Raw genomic sequence first — 18,146 nt, forward strand, 5'->3', positions numbered from 1 at the left:
ATATGTCGATAAATAGCTGATATGAAATTGATTACAATCAAAAATGTACTCATCGATGATGCCCTAAATGACTACTAATCTAGCAATACTATAAAACCCATCTTCATACTGATATTATGATGGATTTTAAATATTAAATTAAAACTATGTTTTTAAATGATTTATTTCAATACAAGATATTGATTTAAATTTTGTAGGGCAAAATTGGTGACAGATAAGTTGCCGCAACTATTTTTGCGTGTGAATATGATCCAGTCAGGGATGATGCTGAGCGTTATGCCGAAAGATTAAAAAATGCAGGTATTGATGTGAAATTACATCTGTTAACTGGAATGATTCATGGAGCAATTCATATGACCGCAATCACCTCAGAAGCCCGAAAAATTTATCAAAAAATTGAGTTAGCTATCAATTAAGGCTGAACCAATACGACAAGACTTAAGCAAGTTCAAAAGGTCAGTCTCTCAATATTTTTGTTTTAAATGTTTCATACAACCCAAACAGCCTGTTATTCAGTGAACAGGCTGTTTTGAACGATATAGCTATATCAATTTAAGGTGTTGTTGCTTTACTTGCGTCTTCAGCAAACTCTCTAAAATCAGCTTTTCGAATTTTAGCGTGAATACCTTTGGTTTTATCGACGACTTGAGACACTTCAAAATCAGTTGCAGCACTTAAGTAAGCATAAGCAATTGCTTCATCAATGCCATATTCTTTATTTAAGAAACGAATTGCTTCTCGTGTAGACTTTTTCATCGCTTCGTCAAGGTCAGGGTCTAAACCGGGTGTGATCCAAAACTCAGCATTTTCTGCTAAGGGTTGTACAATCTCTTGCCCCGGAATCTTATCTTTACCTGCTTTTAACAAAGTAAACTTTAAAGTCGCACGAGCAGAAGCCTCTAAAGCAGTTAAAGCGACTTCACCATCACCTTGCGCAAAATGACTATCGCCTGTGTAAAACAAAGCCCCTGCAACCTGAACAGGATAGTAAGCTGTAGACCCAGCGCCTAATTCATTAATATCAATATTACCACCATACATTGCAGGTGGGACTGAATGAACGGGTTCTGAAGTATTCGGTGCTACACCCATGATGCCCATGAACGGGCTCAACGGGAATCGAATTGACTTACCTGATTCAGTTTTTAATACACCTTCATATTCACCTTTGGCATTTTTTTCGATGGGGGTAAATACTGAAACATTACCATAGCGTTCAGGATGTTCGGGTGAAGCATCCGCCTGTTGCGGTTTTTTAGGAAACTCACCAACCAAAGCACCTTTGCCATGACGATTTGAAATCACCCCATAAGGCACACGAGGTTCAACTTTAATCACTTCTACTTTTAAAATATCACCGGGTTGTGCGCCTTGAATTGCAATTGGACCAGTCACGATGTGTGGTCCGTCTTTATGAAAATCATGCTTTAGATGAGATTTGGTAATAGTTTTTGCTTCATCTAAAATATATTCATCTGGAACACCCTTAGACTTAAAGAATTTTTCTGCATCTCTTCCTTGATCTTCAAGCAAGCCTTCATGTGAAACCGTATCGAATGTCACGGTACTTCCTGATGGCACCGAAAGTACAGGTTTAGCATCTTTATTTGGTAGGTATCCCCACGTTATCGTATTCAAGGTCGAAGGAACATAATAGTTACCTTTATATTCACCTTCTTTAAGCTGAACGGGTTTAGTGGAAAGCTGTTTAAGAACATTAAAATTATCCGCTTTAGCGACTGAAGAACCGAGAGTGGCAAAAATAAATAAAGACAAAACCGTGTGCTTAAACATGTAACAGCCCCTTAATCATTGAAAAATAAAAATATTGTGCATGTGAAGTACAGCAAGTTTCATGCCATAGCAAAAAATCACAGGATTTAGAGGTTTTCAATTGAAAATGTGCTGTTTAAAGCCACAGTGATGAACCAATAACGGGCATTTTTAATTATTGGTAAAAAAAACAGCAACATGAATTTAGCGTAAGCTGTACATGTTGCTGAGGATTTTAAATTTTATGAGGATTTAATTTCTTTTTGTGCAAAAGACTTTGCTTTGTTTGGAAATACATCAGGCTTTAAGAATGATGATGCAATGATGGCAATCACAGCAAAACTGACGATATAAGTGATGACCAAATGTGTGCTACCACCACCGATACTTAAAAGTTTTGTCGCAATCAAAGGAGCTAAACCTCCACCTAATACACCCGCAAACTGTACAGAGATCGAAATACCACTATAACGAATTTCAGCAGGGAATTGACGCGCAAAAAGCTGAGATTGTGGTGCATACATAATTGGAAATACAACGCCAATTGCCAATACAATCGCAGTCCAAACCAGCACAGGATCTTTGGTATTCAACATGGCAAAGAATGGATAGCTATACAGTGCTAAGACGCATAGACCAAACCTAAACATATTCCGTTGACCAACCTTGTCTGATAAATATCCACACAGTGGGGTCATGACCATAATTACCCCTGCACCACAAATCGTCGCAAATAATATTTCTTGTCGTGCGATACCTAACTGTGTCGTGGTATATGCCAAGGTAAAGGTTGAAGCAAGATAGAACCACGCATTTTCAGCTGCACGTGACAATATAATAGTCAATAATTCCTTAGGATGATTTTTAAATACTTGCAATGCAGGGACTTTAATTTCTTCAGCCTGTTGTTTAACCTGCTCGAAATCTGGAGATTCTGGAACTTTAACTCGGATATACCAACCTACGCCCAATAACACAATACTGGCTAAAAACGGTATTCTCCAACCCCAGCTAAATAGTGCTTCTTCGGGTAACATCGAAACCAGACCTAAAGCAATTGAAGCCAGCATTAGACCACCACCAGTACTGGCTTGTGGTAAGCTTCCCCAAAAACCTTTATTACCTTCAGGTGCATGCTCGACAGCCATCAGCACTGCTCCGCCCCATTCTCCACCCATTGCCATGCCTTGGATAAAGCGCAAGATAATTAAGCAAATGGTTGCCCAATATCCAATCGACTCGAATGTAGGTAACAGCCCAATCATGACGGTAGGAATACCCATTAACATTAAGGTCACCAACAACATTGATTTACGACCAATTTTGTCACCAAAATGTCCGAATACGATCCCACCCAATGGTCGTCCAATAAAACCAACAGCGTAGGTTGCAAATGCCGCAAGAACACCTGTCAAAGGGTCTAAGTTGGGAAAGAATAACTTATTAAAAATCAGTGCTGCTGCTGCACCATAGATAAAAAAGTCATACCATTCAATGGTCGTCCCCACCATACTTGAAATACCTGCTAAGCGGTGTGATGACTTTTTATTATTCGGATTTGTTCCTTGTACATCCTTCATTGCTCTATTCCTTCTTAACCGTTTTTTACATCCATTGAGATATATTCCATATATCTTGTATGATCCTTGGATTCACTTAAAAATTTCTCTGATTCTCCCTTCATTTATTTGAATGAACATAACGTTTTAGCATCAGTGCGCTTTATGGCTAACCCAGTTCAGCCAATATTTTTTCTAAAACAGGATTGCTTTTTTGCCACTTTGGTTGCTTATCTTTATCAATGATTAGGGCACGAACGCCTTCTAAAATATCACCATGCTCAAACCAAATATCCTGCAAATCTCGTTCAAGTTGCATACATTGCTGTAAAGAAAGCCCTCGACCTAAATATTGCAGTCTTAAACTGGTCTGCTTGGCCAATAAGGAACGTTGCTGCAAAGTATTTAAAACTTGAGTTGCCCATGCTTGATGTTGCTGATCTGACTCATTGGCAAGGCTTTGTTCAATTTCATCTAAGTTCTCAAAACCAAAATGCTTACGAATATTGTCCACCCATCCACTGAGTTCACTTTCTACAGGTCGAGTGATAAATTTTGAAATGATCTGATCAATATGATCTTTGCTTAAATGATCTGTTTGGCTTAAAGCTTCTTCTAGTTTAGGAAACTGTTGACTGGGTACATGATAATCTATCAAATCTAAATATAAGGCATCGCTACTCGTGATCTGGTCACCTGTAGTCGCCAGATACACCCCAATATCATCCAAACGTGATAAGAAATGTGTGGCTGCGACATCTGGAAAGAAACCAATTGCTGTTTCGGGCATCGCAAAACTTGATTTTTCACTGCTGACAATAATATGGCATGCCTGAGCCAAGCCAAAACCGCCTCCCAAAACATAGCCATCAAGTAACACCACAACCGTTTTTTGTGAGGCACGTATACAGTTCAGCATGGCATATTCAGCGATGAAGTACTCCTTATGACCCGCTGTGCCATTTTTAAAGTGATCATAGAGGTAACGAATATCACCACCTGCACAAAAAGCTTTTGGACTGTTGGATTTAATCAATATCGCCTGAATAGTTGTATCGTGTTGCCAAGTTTCGATTTGCTGATGAATACCATGGATCATGTCTAAGGTCAGTGCATTCAGACTCGATACACGATTCAAGACAATGATGCCTAAAGCGCCTTTCTGTTCAATGATTAAATGATTTTCGTGGTCCATGATTTAATCCTCTTATTATTGATTTTTAAATTGTGCTTGGCGCTTTTCTACAAAGGCTTGCATACCTTCTTTTTGATCTAAAGTCGCGAATATTGAATGAAAACTACGACGCTCAAAACGTAAACCTTCGGCTAAACTCACTTCAAAAGCACGGTTAATCGACTCTTTGATCATCATTGTCGCCACTAAAGATTTTTCAGCGATCTTTTCAGCTGCTTGTAAGGTTTCAGCTAAAAGTTGATCTTTAGGGAAAACACCGGCGACTAAACCACTGTGTTCAGCTTCAATTGCCTCCATATGTCGAGCAGTCAGACACATTTCCATCGCTTTGGCTTTACCCACAGCCAAACTTAAGCGCTGTGTTCCGCCTATACCGGGAATAACCCCAAGCGTTACTTCAGGTAAACCAAACTTGGCATTGTCAGCACAGTAGATAAAATCACACATCAACGCCAATTCACATCCACCACCTAATGCGTAGCCACTGACTGCGGCAATTAAAGGTTTACGGCGCTGAGCAATTCGATCGGCAAGGTTAAAGAAATCATCAAAATAGATATTGGGAAAGTTTAATCCTGCCATTTCTTTAATATCAGCACCTGCTGCAAAGGCTTTTTCTGAGCCAGCCAGCACCATACAGCCAATATTTTGATCTTTTTCTAAATCGTCCAAAGCTAAATTTAATTCATCAATCAACATAGAATTCAATGCATTTAATGCCTTGGGACGGTTAAGCGTAATCAAACCTACGCCGTTTTGCTTTTCCAATAAAATCGTTTCAAATTGCATATTTCAATTCCTAATCTGTAGCTACGCAGTGTCTTGTGGTACGACTTATAAACTTCGTGCAATGACCAAACGTTGGATGTCACTGGTGCCTTCATAAATTTGACAAATACGAGCATCACGATAAATACGCTCAATAGGAAAGTCTTTTAAATAACCATAACCACCAAATACTTGTAGCGCTGAAGAACAAACACGTTCAGCCATTTCTGACGAAAATAGTTTTGCCATAGATGCTTCGTTCAAACAGGGTTTACCAGCCTCTTTCAACCGTGCAGCATGGTGAACCAACTGTCGTGCAGCTTCGATTTCTGTTGCCATACTGGCTAAACGAAATGCAATCGCTTGATGTTCAAAAATAGGTTTCCCAAAAGTAATACGTTCTTTGGCATACTTGCTCGCTTCTTCTAATGCTGCACGGGCTAAACCTACTGCTTGGGCTGAGATCCCAATACGTCCGCCTTCAAGATTAGACAAGGCAATCTTTAAGCCTTCGCCCTCTTTACCCAACATCAAGCTTTGGTGTACACGAACATCTGTCAATGCAATTTGGCAAGTATCTGAGGCATGTAAACCCAGTTTTTCTTCTGTACGAATGACTTCATAACCGGGTGTTTCACGCGGTACAATAAAGGCACTGATCCCTTTTTTACCTGCTTGAGGATCAGTTACTGCAAAGACAATAATGACACCTGCATTATGACCAGACGTAATGAACTGTTTAGCACCGTTAATTACCCAATCATCACCATCTTTCATTGCGCGTGTTTTCAGTGCTGCGGCATCAGATCCAGTATGCGGTTCAGTCAAAGCAAATGCGCCAATCATTTCCCCTTGCGCTAAGGGCATTAAGTATTTTTGTTTTTGTTCATCCGTACCAAATTTAGCGATCGGCACACAACCCACAGAATTATGTACACTCATGATGGTTGAAGTTGCACCATCTGCTGCTGCAATTTCTTCTAATGCAAGCACATAAGCCAAATTTCCTGTATCAGAACCACCCCATTGTTCAGAAATTAACATCCCCATAAAACCCAATTGTCCCATTTGAGACAGTGCTGTTTTTGGAAATACACTGTGTTTATCCCATTCGGCTGCATAAGGTTTAATTTGTTCTTGAGCGAAATTTTTCGCCATATCCTGAATCAATAATTGTTCTTCAGTAAATTGCATTTTTCATTCCTTGATCTGTTACATCACCTGCATAAAGCCTACTCAGCTTATGCAGGATTTATACTAACCTGCATTCTTTTCTAATTGTTGTTTGGCAATCTCTTGATTACGCAATAAAAACCGTTGGATTTTGCCACTAGGTGTTTTTGGAAGCTCTGTCACAAACTCCACTTGTCTTGGATAAGCATGTGCCGATAAGCGCTTTTTAACAAATTGCCCCAGTTGTTCTGCCAAACTGTCAGAAGCAATTTGATGCTCTGCTAAAATCACAAAAGCTTTGACGATTTCAGTTCTTTCCGCATCAGGAACACCGATCACAGCTGCTTCAATGACCGCATCGTGTTCAAGTAAAGCACTTTCTACATCAAAAGGACCAATTCGATAGCCTGAGGTGGTAATCACATCATCACTACGCCCAACAAAACTCATGCTGCCATCTGCATGCAGTTCAGCAGTATCACCGGTTAAATAGTAATGTTTTACAAAAGGTGATTTACGGCTTTCTTGATAGCCACCGAACCACATCATCGGTGATTGCTGGATATCCACTGCTAAAATTCCAGGTGTATCTGCTGGGAGCTCGTTGCCTTGTTCATCAAGCACAGCAACACGGTATCCTGGACTTGCAAAACCAGCAGCACCAACACGCACCTCATGTTCCAAACCATGATGGTTACACACCACCATGCCAACCTCAGTTTGTCCATAATGATCGAAAATAGGTGCATCGAGTGCCTGTTTAAACCAGCGGAAAACTTCAGGATTTAGAGGTTCACCGGCACTACTGACTACACGAAATTTACCTTTCAGTTGCGCCATTTGGGCAGGATCTGCAGCCATCATCATACGATAAGCGGTCGGTGCGCCTGCCAAATTGGTAATTTTATAATCCTCAATAATTTGACATAAACTTTCGATGCTAAAACCGCCTTCATAAAATAAAGTTGCATGCCCCAACAACAATGGTCCTGTAATGCCATAGTACAGACCATATGCCCAACCTGGGTCAGCAATATTCCAAAAGTTATCTTCTTCACGTAAGCCAATGGCATCTTTCATGTAATTACCGAAAGCAATTAAGGCTTTGAGTGGTACTTCTAAGGGTTTCGCAGGTCCAGTGGTTCCCGAGGTAAACATCAACAAAAATGGAGTTTGAATATTTTGCATGACCAAATCACAGTGTTCAGACTGTTGTTCGACCTTTTGCCAAAAATCTAAATCGCCATCCATAACACCATGACCATGCTGATCAGCAACCGTCATTATTTGTGGACATTGTGCGATTTCATCCAATTTGCTTCGATTCGCTGTATCAGTTACGACCAATTTACTTTTTGCCAATTGAAGACGATGTTCAATGGCTTTGGGACCAAATGCAGTAAAAAGTGGCTGATAAACTGCACCAATTCGCCAAGCTCCCAAAATCACAACCAGCAATTCTGGTGTTCTTGGTAGTAAACCCGAAATACGATCGCCTGTTTGGATACCTTGTGATTTTAAAAAGTTAGCAAACTGACTCGACCACTTTTTCAGTTGACTAAACGTATACTGTTGTTTGCGTCCATCTTTGCCTTGCCAATATAAGGCAATTTTTTCGCTATCAGCATCTGCATGTCGATCGCAGCATTCATAACATGCGTTCAGTTGCTCGACTGAACCCGATAACATTGCTTTTACTGCACCGTCTAAATTAAATGAATTAGCAACTTGATGATAATTCGACATATTATTTACTCCAGTCTGGATTTATTGTTATTCATGACACGAGTGAATCTATAGCTTTCACCATCCTTTGATGGTGAAATGGCTGATATTTGGATTAAGCTTCTTTCGCTAAGTATTGTTGGATAATGCTAGAAAAATCGAGCTGGGCATTTCCTTGCATACACAGTTGCTGATACAACTGCTGAACCAAACCACCTAAAAGAACAGGTTGTTTGACTTGCCCTGCTGCTTCAATGGCTAGACCAAGATCTTTCAACATCAATTGCGTGGCAAAACCATCACTATAGCCACGCCCAGCAGGTGCATTTGCAGAAATACCCGGCCAAGGGTTACAGACTTCAGAACTCCAGCAACGACCACTTGAGCTATTGATCACCCCTGCTAAAGCTTGCGGATCAATACCGAGTTTTGCGCCAAGTGCCATGCCTTCAGCAACGGCTGCCATCGAAATGCCTAAAATAAGATTATTGCAAATTTTCGCAATTTGACCTGCACCCACTTCGCCACAGTGCACGATATTTTTGCCCATCGGTTTGAGTACAGATTGAACTTGTTCAAAGGTATTTAAGTCTGTACCGACCATAAATGTCAGTGTTCCTGCTTGTGCACCAATCGTACCGCCTGATACTGGTGCATCGCATACTTGAATCCCTTGCTCTGCGCCTACGACTGCAATGTCTTTGATTGTTTGTGGATCAATGGTACTGCTGTCTATGCATAAACTACCTTTTTTGAGTACTGCAAGTACGCCATTTTCACCCAAATAAACCTCTTTGACATGTTTTGCAGCTGGGAGCATAGTAATCACCACATCGGCTTGTTCAGCAGCAGCTTGTGGGTTGACATGTGCAATGCCTCCTGCTTCAGTAAAATGAGCAATGGCAACTTCACTCAAATCAAAGCCATGTACCTTTAAACCAGCTTTGAGGAGATTATGAGCCATCTTACCGCCCATATTACCTAGACCAATAAATGCAATATTCATCCTTGAACTCCTCGATTAACGCAAGCTAATGGTGGTATTCACTTCACCTTTTTCTTGTGTATCTTCAAACCAACGGCTAGTAATGGTTTTGGTTTGCGTATAGAACTGCACGGCTTGCTTGCCATAAGGTCCTAAGTCTCCGAGTTTCGAACCTCGTGAACCTGTAAAGCTAAAGAACGGAACAGGTACAGGAATTGGAATATTAATGCCGACTTGTCCTATATCAATGTTGTTTTGGAAAGTGCGGGCAATCGCACCGCTTTGAGTGAACAAACCTACGCCATTTCCAAATGGATTTGCATTGACCAACTCCATAGCTTGTTCAAGCGTATCAACATGAATAATGGCGAGCACAGGACCAAAAATTTCTTCTGTATAAATGCGCATATCGGTTGTGACTTGGTTGAAAATAGTTGCTCCCACAAAATTACCATGTTCATAGCCAGCCACTTTTACATCGCGACCATCAAGCAATAATTGAGCGCCTTGTTCAACACCACTATTGATTAAATCTATAACACGGGCTTTGGCACGTGGAGAAATAACAGGACCAATATCGGTTTGAGGTTCATGCCCTGCATTGACTTTTAAGGTCTTGGCTTTTTCGACTAATTCATCAACCCAGTTTTTGGTTTCACCCACCATCACCGCAACAGAAAGCGCCATGCATCGTTGCCCAGCAGCACCAAAAGCAGCACCCACCAAGGCATTTAAGGTTTGTTCTTTATTGGCATCTGGCATTACCACAACATGGTTTTTTGCCCCCATCATAGATTGCACACGTTTAGCATGTTGACCCGCTAAGTTATAGACATGTGTGCCCACAGCAGTTGAACCGACAAAAGAAATTGCTTTAATATCTTGATGTGTACATAGACGATCCACTACTTCTTTACCGCCATGAACAACATTCAATACACCTGCTGGAACGCCTGCTTGTACAGCCAACTCAACCAACATCATGGTCGATAATGGATCTTGCTCAGAAGGTTTAAGAACAAAGGTGTTGCCGCACACGATTGCCATTGGAAACATCCATAAAGGAATCATGGCAGGAAAGTTGAATGGAGTGATACCTGCACATACGCCCAGTGGTTGTTGCAAGGTATAGGTGTCTACACCACGTGCCACACCTTCGATATATTCGCCCATTTGTAAAGTGCCAATTGAACAAGCATGTTCAACCACTTCTAAACCACGTTGAATATCACCTTCTGCGTCTGCCAAAGTTTTGCCTTGTTCAGCAGTCAACACACGGGCAATATCTTTCATGTTGTCACGGATTAAATCCTGTAACTTGAGCATAATGCGCATGCGTGCTTGGATTGGTGTTAAACGCCAAGTTTTAAAAGCTTCCTGTGCAGCCGCAATTGCCGCATCCACTTCATTCAAAGTCGCCATAGGTACACGACCCAGAACTTCCTGTGTTGCAGGATTTAAAATATCTTGCCATTCGGTTGTATTGGATTCGGTAAATTTTCCATTAATTAATAATTTAGCCGTCGTCGAATGAATATTTGACATCGTGTTCATAACCTCTCCATAGGCACTATTTTTTTGTTGTTACTTTCTTAGAAAATAGCCAAAAGCAGTATTTTCATCAGCTCTGTTTCAATTCAAACTAACAAAGAAAATATAGATGACCAATAGAAATTAACGCACAATGAATGTGCAAATATGCACAAGGACATCTTGAACAATGAAAGTAGATTGGGATCACTTACAGTTTTTTTTGGTGCTGGCTCGCGCAAAAACGCTTACCAATACTGCACGGATCATTGGGGTTGAACACAGCACAGTATCTCGACGAATACAGGCTTTAGAGCTTGCTTTAGGTACACCATTATTTAGAAGAGAAGCAACGGGCTATGAACTTACACAGGAAGGTTTAGCACTTGTACCTCGTGTCGAACAGATGGAACAAGCCTTTTTGCAAATTGAAAAACCGAACTTACCTTTGCAGGGACATGTGCGAATTGGCACACCAGAGGGCTTTGGTACTGCTTTTTTAGCTCAGTTATTGGCAGAATTATCCAAGCAATATCCACTGCTCACTATTGATCTCATCCCTGTGCCTAAAATGATTAAACTTTCGCATCGTGAAGCTGATATTGTAATTTCAATTGATCGTCCTAAATCTGGTCCTTATATTATTACCCGCTTAACGGATTATTGCCTTAAAATTTATGGCAGTAAAACCTATTTAGAATGCACCCAACCCATTAAAAAACTTGAAGATTTAAAAAATCATAAATTTGTGAATTATATTGATGATTTAATTTACAGCCCTGAACTGTATTGTTTAGAACGTTTACCTTTACAACTGAATGCTAATTTTCGAAGTAGCAGTATTTTAGCCCAACAGATCGCTGTCAGTGCTGGTGCTGGATTGGCAATTTTGCCCAAATTTTTAGCGGACAATAAACCTGAACTTGAACAGGTTTTAGCAGAAGAAGTTCGCTTTATTCATACCTTTTGGATGCTGACTTTGGTTGATTTACAGCACGAACCCCGTATTAAATTGGTCTGGGATTTTTTAAGAGCACAGGCGGACAAATATCAGAATTTATTGATGGATTAATCAATCTTCCTAAATGACAAAGCTTTATTTGAACGGTGTATGACCAGCAAAGTTATTTGATGGTCATACTTTTCAAGAACACATTGTTAGTTTGCTAGACCCACCGCTTTAGCACGTGCCTTATGCAATTTTTTATAACTGTCAATCAAACGTAAATGACGGTCTAAACCCTCTAGCTTCATGCTGGTTTCTGTTAAACCATAAAAACGAATGCTTCCCTCTAGAGAGCCAATCACTGCATCCATACGCTCATCACCAAACATACGGCGGAAATTCGCTTCATAGTCATCCAGATCCATCTCGTCATCCAGTTCGACTTCGAGCATGACATTCATACACTGATAGAACAAACCACGTTCAACGGTATTGGTGTTGTATTGAAGGAACTGTTCCACCAAGTCTTTGGCTTCTTCAAACTGCTGTAAAGCAAGATAAATTAACAGTTTTAACTCAAGAATAGTGAGTTGTCCCCACACTGTATTATCATCAAACTCAATACCAATTAACGTCACGATATCGGTATAGTCATCAACCTCAACTTCTTCAAGACGCTCAACCAAAGCTTCAAGCTGATCATCATCCAAACGATGTAAATTTAAGATATCTTCACGGAACAACAAGGCTTTATTGGTATTGTCCCAAATTAAGTCTTCGACCAAATAAATTTCAGAATAATCTGGCACGATAATACGGCATGCAGTTGCACCTAAATGCTCATAGACCGCCATATAAACTTCTTTACCCATTTGTTCAAGTATGCCCATCATGGTTGCAACTTCATCAGCATTGGCATTTTCACCTGTACTGCTAAAGTCCCACTCGACAAAGTCATGGTCAGCTTGAGCACTAAAGAAACGCCAAGACACCACACCACTTGAATCAATAAAATGTTCAACAAAGTTATTCGGTTCAGTCACGGCATTACTGCTAAAGGTCGGCTTAGGTAAATCATTTAAACCTTCAAAGCTTCGACCTTGTAATAACTCAGTCAAGCTACGCTCCAAAGCCACTTCAAGCTTAGGATGCGCACCAAACGATGCAAATACGCCACCTGTACGCGGATTCATTAAGGTGACACACATCACTGGAAATTCACCACCCAACGATGCATCTTTAACTAAGACTGGGAAGCCCTGTTCTTCTAGACCTTTAATACCCTCAATAATACGTGGATACTTGGCTAAAACATCTCCAGGTACATCAGGAAGAGTAATTTCACCTTCCAGAATTTCTCGTTTAACTGCACGTTCAAAAATTTCAGATAAACATTGGACTTGCGCTTCGGCTAAAGTATTTCCAGCACTCATACCATTACTTAAATATAAGTTTTCAATCAAATTTGAAGGAAAATAAACCACTTCCTGATCAGACTGACGTACAAAAGGCAACGAGCAAATCCCTCGTGCTGTATTGCCTGAGTTGGTGTCATAGAGATGCGTACCTAACAATTCATTGTCTGGGTTATAAATCTCTAAAGTATATTCATCCAGAATTTCTTTAGGGAGTTCACCATTTGGACCTGGTTGAAACCATTTTTCATCTGGATAATGCACAAACTCAGCATTGGCAATCTCTTCCCCCCAAAACTGATCGTTGTAGAAGAAATTACAGTTTAAACGTTCAATAAATTCGCCCAAAGCAGATGCCAAAGCGCTTTCTTTGGTTGCACCTTTACCATTGGTAAAACACATAGGTGACTGTGCATCCCGAATGTGTAATGACCAAACATTGGGAACAATATTTCGCCAAGAGGAAATTTCTATTTTCATGCCCAAACCTGCCAGAATCTCTGACATATTGGCAATGGTTTCCTCTAAAGGTAAATCTTTACCTTCAATATAAGTTGAACTTTCTTTTGCTAAGTTTGGCATCAGCAAAGCTTGCGCATCAGCATCAATGCTTTCAACTTCTTCAATGACAAATTCAGGACCTGTTTGAATGACTTTTTTAACTGTACAACGGTCAATCGAACGTAAAATCCCTTGGCGATCTTTGTCAGAAATATCAGCAGGAAGTTCGACTTGAATTTTAAAAATTTGTTTATAACGATTTTCTGGATCAACAATATTGTTTTGAGATAAACGAATGTTATCAGTCGGGATATTTCGTGCAGCACAATAAACTTTAACAAAATAAGCTGCACATAACGCAGATGATGCAAGAAAATAATCAAAAGGACCCGGTGCAGAACCATCACCCTTATAGCGAATTGGCTGATCAGCAATAACGGTAAAATCATCGAACTTCGCTTCTTGTCGAAGATTATCGAGATAATTAACCTTGATTTCCATGTGGGCACCTAAAGAATCTTATGTGTGAACACGGACACATAAATTTAAATATTGAAAATAAGTCAAATAACACACAACAAATTGACTTAAAAAGAAACTAACATCAACGAATATTAGTCAGAATGGGCGCTATTATAGAATTATTTTATTAAATTGATAATGCTTGTCTGGCGCTAATCGAAAATCTATCTAAATCATCCTGTGTGAGCATCAAATGTTTATCTGCTCAATACTGCATAGATCAGTTGAATTTTTTATTGAATAAGAAACCAATAAGTGTTTTTTCCAAAAATATTTTTTGTAATTTCCATCTGAAAGCGAGACCTAGTGTGCCTTTTCATCGAATGTTTAAGTTATAATTACTTACATTATTTTACCTTTCATAAAATTCTGTATCAATAAGGGTCTGTTGAGTAATCGTCTATGTTTTTGACTACGCCTGTTGTTTAGGTGATATTCACACTGAATACGGAATCTAGTCATGCTATATGCTGAGGTGCATTGTTTAGCAAGCTAACAACGTTGTGACAAAAATACCACTCTCCCCGCTGTGGCTTGCGTTGTAAATAAACAACGAAAGCCTTTTATGAAAAATCAACAGCCCCTAAAATCTGAAGTTTGCTATGTCAAAAAATCTCGCTACACTGATTGGTTTCAGTGCAATTTTGCAGTGGTCATCCATCGTAGGTTTACTGAAAAAAATCAGTTTTAGTATGGGCGCAGATTTAGCAGTACTACTTATGTATAGCTTAAGCACATGTATTTTGTTGCTCTTCTTTAAAATTCCAAATTTAAAACTCATTTCAAAGAAATATTTAATCTTTTCAACTTTGCTCTTTGTGATTTATGAGTTGTGTTTTTCTTATGCAATCGCTCTAGCACAAACGGCTCAACAAGCGATCGAAGTCAGTTTAGTAAATTATCTTTGGCCTGGCTTAACGGTTGCCATGTTGATTCTATTTAAAGAAATCAAATTTAATATTTTTGTTGTGGTTGGTTTAGCTATTAGTTTAAGTGGCATTGTCATGATTCAAGCTGGACAAGGCGCTTTAAACTGGACAAATATTTTATCCAATATTCAAGCCAATCCAACCAGCTATATTCTTGCTTTCCTTGGTGCATCGTTGTGGTCGTTATATTGTGTTATTACCAAAAAATACAGTGATGGACACAATCCGATTTCATTCTTTTTTGTAGCGATCAGTTGTGTACTATGGGCAAAATATTTATGGTCACATGAATTTAGCTTTAATGTAATCCAGCATTTTGAACTGTCTACCTTTGCGCTGTTAGCCATGGTGTCTTTTGTTATGGCAATGGGTTATGCCGCATGGAATATTGGAATTATCAAAGGCAATATTACCATTTTGGTGACCTTGTCTTATTTTAGTCCAGTCATTTCAACCGTGATTTCCATGACGATTTTACAAACCCGTTTACCTACAGAATTTTGGTATGGTGTGATTTTAGTGACAGCAGGTTCGCTGGTATGCTGGGTTTCAACCAACTGGCAACAACTTAAAGATAAATTCCTCGCAGTCCTTAATTAAAATATTTTTAAATTTTTTGATTTAATAATGCATACCAATTTAGCATAACCAAATGGTTTATCAGATTATTTCTAGAACTGGAAGAAAGTTTAATAAACTGACACCTAAGCTGAAAGGTTTTATAAAAGATGCTTTAAAGATTTATAAGGCATTAAAAAAGCACCCGAAGGTGCAAAGCACAAAACATTAAAAATTAAATAATATAGCGTTTACTTAAGCCCCACTCAGCGAGAATCCGACGGTACATGGTAGAAGAGCGGTCTGCTTCAAAGTGGGCTTCCATTGAAATATCTAATGGAAGTTCTTCAGGTTTTTGACTTTCGATCATGTCCTGATCTTCTGCAAAAATCTGAGCGTTGAAATCATAAACCGCCTGTAAATCTCCTGTTGTATCGAAGTTACGTGTGAGTGGGACAAATAAACGGGTTTTGTTAGATGAAACAGGACAACATGCATTTAAAATTTTTAATACACCTTGTCGTGGAAATTCAACTTTTAACACCGCCGAAAATGGTGGATAAACATCAAAAATACGTTTCCACAAAAATCCTTCTGGTGCTAAATGTTGTAAGCCATGCGGATAATTACTCACACCGCTGACATATTCAGTGTGTAAACCATAATATGTTCGTTCAGTGGTGTATTTAGGAACGATCGGATTATTTGCATCTGCAAAAGATTGGTGATGCACCCATGCAAAATGTGCAACATCAATAAAACCTTCCAATTGACGACCACTAGAGCCTGCAATATCAACAAATCGAGGCAATATTGCCTGATGCTCTGGATCATCCCATGTATCTAAAACAGGAAAATTTGCTAGCTGTTCATCTCGGCTAAATAAACTGGTCCAGACCAAACCATACTTTAAAACCACAGGAAATTTTGTCAGGCTAAAACGCTCAGAAATTTTACTGAGTTCAGGTTGTGCTGGAATCTTGGTACATTGTCCTTTGGTGTTGTAATGCAAGCCATGATATGGGCAAATAATCTCCTCACCCTCTACCCAGCCTTTTGTTAACGGTACGCCACGGTGAGGACAAATATCACGAACCAATTGAATTGCACCACTTTCTGTTTGGTAGAGTGCCATTTTCACATCTAACAGCTGGACTTGTTGCGGTTGCATTGTGACGTCTTGAATACGTGCCACTGGATACCAGTGTTGAGCAAGTGTCTCCCAGTCTTTAGGTTCAAATGTACTACATTGCGGTTGGCTAAATAGTTGAAGAACTGGAATGGCGTTCATACTAAACTCACAAATTTTATATTTAACTTCATTAACCTATGCCATGATGCAGTACTGAATTTCAGTTAAGTGCTTAAGGCATACTTTAAAATTACAAATTTAGTTAAATTCTGTCTATTAGAAAGTTTAATGTCGATCATTCTAAAAATTAGAACACATTGAAAGAATATTATTTTTATTTTAGAACGAAAAATTGGCATAGAAATCGCTTAGCTTTTCACTGACCTTGTTATTTGCTTAACTGAAAGAATGAGCAAAATGTCATCCGTATCACCATGGACAGCGTTATATGCCAATAAATATGACTTTTTCTCGATTCTCTGATTATTTTATCGCTGTTGCAAAAACAGGGAGTTTAAGAAAAGCTGCGGATCAGCTGTATATTTCTGTTTCTGCAATACACCGTCAAATTGCTTTAGCTGAAGAAGAATTTGGAATCGATCTATTTGAACGCTTACCCAATGGCTTAAAGCTCACCCTTGCTGGAGAATTACTCTATGCAGATTTAATCAAATGGCAGAAAGAATTCCAACTTACCCGTAATCGTTTTGATGAAATACAAGGGCTTTCACGCGGAACCATTGACTGTGGGCTGATTACTGCGCTCAGTGATGGTTTTGTTCTCGATTCTATTCAATATATGTATGAGAACTATCCTTGGATCAATTTTAACTTTCATATTCAAGACAGTGAAAAAGTTTCAAATATGATTATGGACGCTGAGATTGATTTTGGCATTTTGTTGAATCCTAAAGGACATCACCAACTTGAGGTTTTAGCATTTGTTGAAATTCCAATCGGGTTTGTTTTACCTAAAGATCATCCACTCACTAAAACTGAAAAAATCCATTTATCAGATACCTTAAATGATCAACATTTAATTCCAAGTGCACCATTAATCATTCAGGATTATGTGCAAACACTGTATAAACATTATCAACTTGTACCGCAACACCAGTTAGAATGTAATGACATCCGAATGATAATGTCATTAATTCAGAAAAATTTAGGTATAGGTCTACTTTCTTATATCGATGTCTATCCTTATTTAGAACGAGATGAACTTTGCTTTAAACCGATTCGTGAAAAAGGTTTGTACCCACTAACACTAGCCTTATGTGTTGCACCAAAGCGACAGCTTTCTCGTGTTTCACAAGTCATGATTAAGCATTTGATTGAACAAATAGAGCGATTTAAGCTCAAATTGATTGATTATCAATAAGCGCTGTAGGGGATGAATCTGATATACATTTTCTTATAAGATACGCAGCAGTCT

13 protein-coding genes and 1 pseudogene are annotated in these 18,146 nt (G+C 39.2%); 4 read left to right on the forward strand and 10 right to left on the reverse strand.

The annotated features are described in order from the left end of the window. Positions 1-224: 224 nt before the first annotated feature. Positions 225-416 (forward strand): annotated as a pseudogene (locus tag I9192_RS11265) (alpha/beta hydrolase); the annotation flags it as partial. A gap of 136 nt (positions 417-552) precedes the next feature. Here I9192_RS11265 and I9192_RS11270 read toward each other — a convergent pair. The 8 genes from I9192_RS11270 to I9192_RS11305 all read right to left on the reverse strand — a co-directional run bounded on the left by I9192_RS11270 (position 553) and on the right by I9192_RS11305 (position 10,732). Further along, entirely contained in the window at positions 553-1,794 is a 1,242-nt protein-coding gene (locus tag I9192_RS11270; protein ID WP_199936511.1) for an acetamidase/formamidase family protein, read from the reverse strand. Between the two features lie 221 nt (positions 1,795-2,015). Further along, complete coding sequence (locus tag I9192_RS11275; RefSeq protein WP_200149802.1) at positions 2,016-3,353, reverse strand: MFS transporter; 1,338 nt, start codon at positions 3,351-3,353, stop codon at positions 2,016-2,018. 148 nt (positions 3,354-3,501) lie between these two features. Then, a complete protein-coding gene (locus I9192_RS11280; protein ID WP_200149803.1) occupies positions 3,502-4,527 on the reverse strand; it encodes an enoyl-CoA hydratase/isomerase family protein in 1,026 nt (341 codons plus the stop codon). Between the two features lie 15 nt (positions 4,528-4,542). Continuing rightward, positions 4,543-5,316 (reverse strand): enoyl-CoA hydratase, encoded by a 774-nt coding sequence (locus I9192_RS11285; RefSeq protein WP_005031632.1) that lies wholly within the window; start codon positions 5,314-5,316, stop codon positions 4,543-4,545. A 45-nt stretch (positions 5,317-5,361) separates the two neighbouring features. Further along, positions 5,362-6,489 (reverse strand): acyl-CoA dehydrogenase family protein, encoded by a 1,128-nt coding sequence (locus tag I9192_RS11290; RefSeq protein WP_005031633.1) that lies wholly within the window; start codon positions 6,487-6,489, stop codon positions 5,362-5,364. Positions 6,490-6,552: 63 nt separating this feature from the next. After that, positions 6,553-8,214, reverse strand: a complete 1,662-nt coding sequence (locus I9192_RS11295; RefSeq protein ID WP_200149804.1) for an AMP-binding protein — start codon at positions 8,212-8,214, stop codon at positions 6,553-6,555. Between the two features lie 94 nt (positions 8,215-8,308). Further along, positions 8,309-9,199 (reverse strand): 3-hydroxyisobutyrate dehydrogenase, encoded by an 891-nt coding sequence (mmsB, locus tag I9192_RS11300; RefSeq protein ID WP_004830714.1) that lies wholly within the window; start codon positions 9,197-9,199, stop codon positions 8,309-8,311. 15 nt (positions 9,200-9,214) lie between these two features. Continuing rightward, positions 9,215-10,732, reverse strand: coding sequence for a CoA-acylating methylmalonate-semialdehyde dehydrogenase (locus tag I9192_RS11305; RefSeq protein WP_100885265.1), 1,518 nt, complete (start codon positions 10,730-10,732; stop codon positions 9,215-9,217). Between the two features lie 166 nt (positions 10,733-10,898). Between I9192_RS11305 and I9192_RS11310 the strand changes: the two genes are divergently transcribed. After that, positions 10,899-11,780 carry a LysR family transcriptional regulator gene (locus I9192_RS11310; RefSeq protein WP_005031638.1) on the forward strand — a complete coding sequence of 294 codons (882 nt, stop codon included), beginning with the start codon at positions 10,899-10,901 and terminating at the stop codon, positions 11,778-11,780. A gap of 86 nt (positions 11,781-11,866) precedes the next feature. Here the strand turns inward: I9192_RS11310 and I9192_RS11315 are convergent, their stop codons facing one another. Then, a complete protein-coding gene (locus I9192_RS11315) occupies positions 11,867-14,071 on the reverse strand; it encodes an OsmC domain/YcaO domain-containing protein (protein WP_200149805.1) in 2,205 nt (734 codons plus the stop codon). Positions 14,072-14,694: 623 nt separating this feature from the next. Between I9192_RS11315 and yddG the strand changes: the two genes are divergently transcribed. Continuing rightward, entirely contained in the window at positions 14,695-15,621 is a 927-nt protein-coding gene (gene yddG / locus I9192_RS11320; RefSeq protein WP_004830705.1) for an aromatic amino acid DMT transporter YddG, read from the forward strand. A 193-nt stretch (positions 15,622-15,814) separates the two neighbouring features. On the opposite strand, the gene I9192_RS11325 is transcribed toward yddG, so the two are convergent. Beyond that, positions 15,815-16,870, reverse strand: coding sequence for a Rieske 2Fe-2S domain-containing protein (locus tag I9192_RS11325; RefSeq protein WP_200149806.1), 1,056 nt, complete (start codon positions 16,868-16,870; stop codon positions 15,815-15,817). Positions 16,871-17,159: 289 nt separating this feature from the next. Here I9192_RS11325 and I9192_RS11330 point away from each other — a divergent pair, with 289 nt between their 5' ends. After that, entirely contained in the window at positions 17,160-18,092 is a 933-nt protein-coding gene (locus I9192_RS11330; RefSeq protein WP_042088758.1) for a LysR family transcriptional regulator, read from the forward strand. Positions 18,093-18,146: the final 54 nt, after the last annotated feature.

Origin of the sequence: Acinetobacter bereziniae, assembly GCF_016576965.1 — a bacterium.
GTDB lineage: Bacteria > Pseudomonadota > Gammaproteobacteria > Pseudomonadales > Moraxellaceae > Acinetobacter > Acinetobacter bereziniae.

Bases quoted from the DNA above. Each gene is read 5' to 3' on its own strand.
- I9192_RS11275 (WP_200149802.1), bottom strand. From the start codon at position 3,353: ATGAAGGATGTACAAGGAACAAATCCGAATAATAAAAAGTCATCACAC.
- I9192_RS11270 (WP_199936511.1), bottom strand. From the start codon at position 1,794: ATGTTTAAGCACACGGTTTTGTCTTTATTTATTTTTGCCACTCTCGGT.
- I9192_RS11330 (WP_042088758.1), top strand. From the start codon at position 17,160: ATGCCAATAAATATGACTTTTTCTCGATTCTCTGATTATTTTATCGCT.
- I9192_RS11310 (WP_005031638.1), top strand. From the start codon at position 10,899: ATGAAAGTAGATTGGGATCACTTACAGTTTTTTTTGGTGCTGGCTCGC.
- I9192_RS11290 (WP_005031633.1), bottom strand. From the start codon at position 6,489: ATGCAATTTACTGAAGAACAATTATTGATTCAGGATATGGCGAAAAAT.
- I9192_RS11295 (WP_200149804.1), bottom strand. From the start codon at position 8,214: ATGTCGAATTATCATCAAGTTGCTAATTCATTTAATTTAGACGGTGCA.
- I9192_RS11315 (WP_200149805.1), bottom strand. From the start codon at position 14,071: ATGGAAATCAAGGTTAATTATCTCGATAATCTTCGACAAGAAGCGAAG.
- I9192_RS11280 (WP_200149803.1), bottom strand. From the start codon at position 4,527: ATGGACCACGAAAATCATTTAATCATTGAACAGAAAGGCGCTTTAGGC.
- I9192_RS11305 (WP_100885265.1), bottom strand. From the start codon at position 10,732: ATGAACACGATGTCAAATATTCATTCGACGACGGCTAAATTATTAATT.
- yddG (WP_004830705.1), top strand. From the start codon at position 14,695: ATGTCAAAAAATCTCGCTACACTGATTGGTTTCAGTGCAATTTTGCAG.
- I9192_RS11285 (WP_005031632.1), bottom strand. From the start codon at position 5,316: ATGCAATTTGAAACGATTTTATTGGAAAAGCAAAACGGCGTAGGTTTG.
- I9192_RS11325 (WP_200149806.1), bottom strand. From the start codon at position 16,870: ATGAACGCCATTCCAGTTCTTCAACTATTTAGCCAACCGCAATGTAGT.
- mmsB (WP_004830714.1), bottom strand. From the start codon at position 9,199: ATGAATATTGCATTTATTGGTCTAGGTAATATGGGCGGTAAGATGGCT.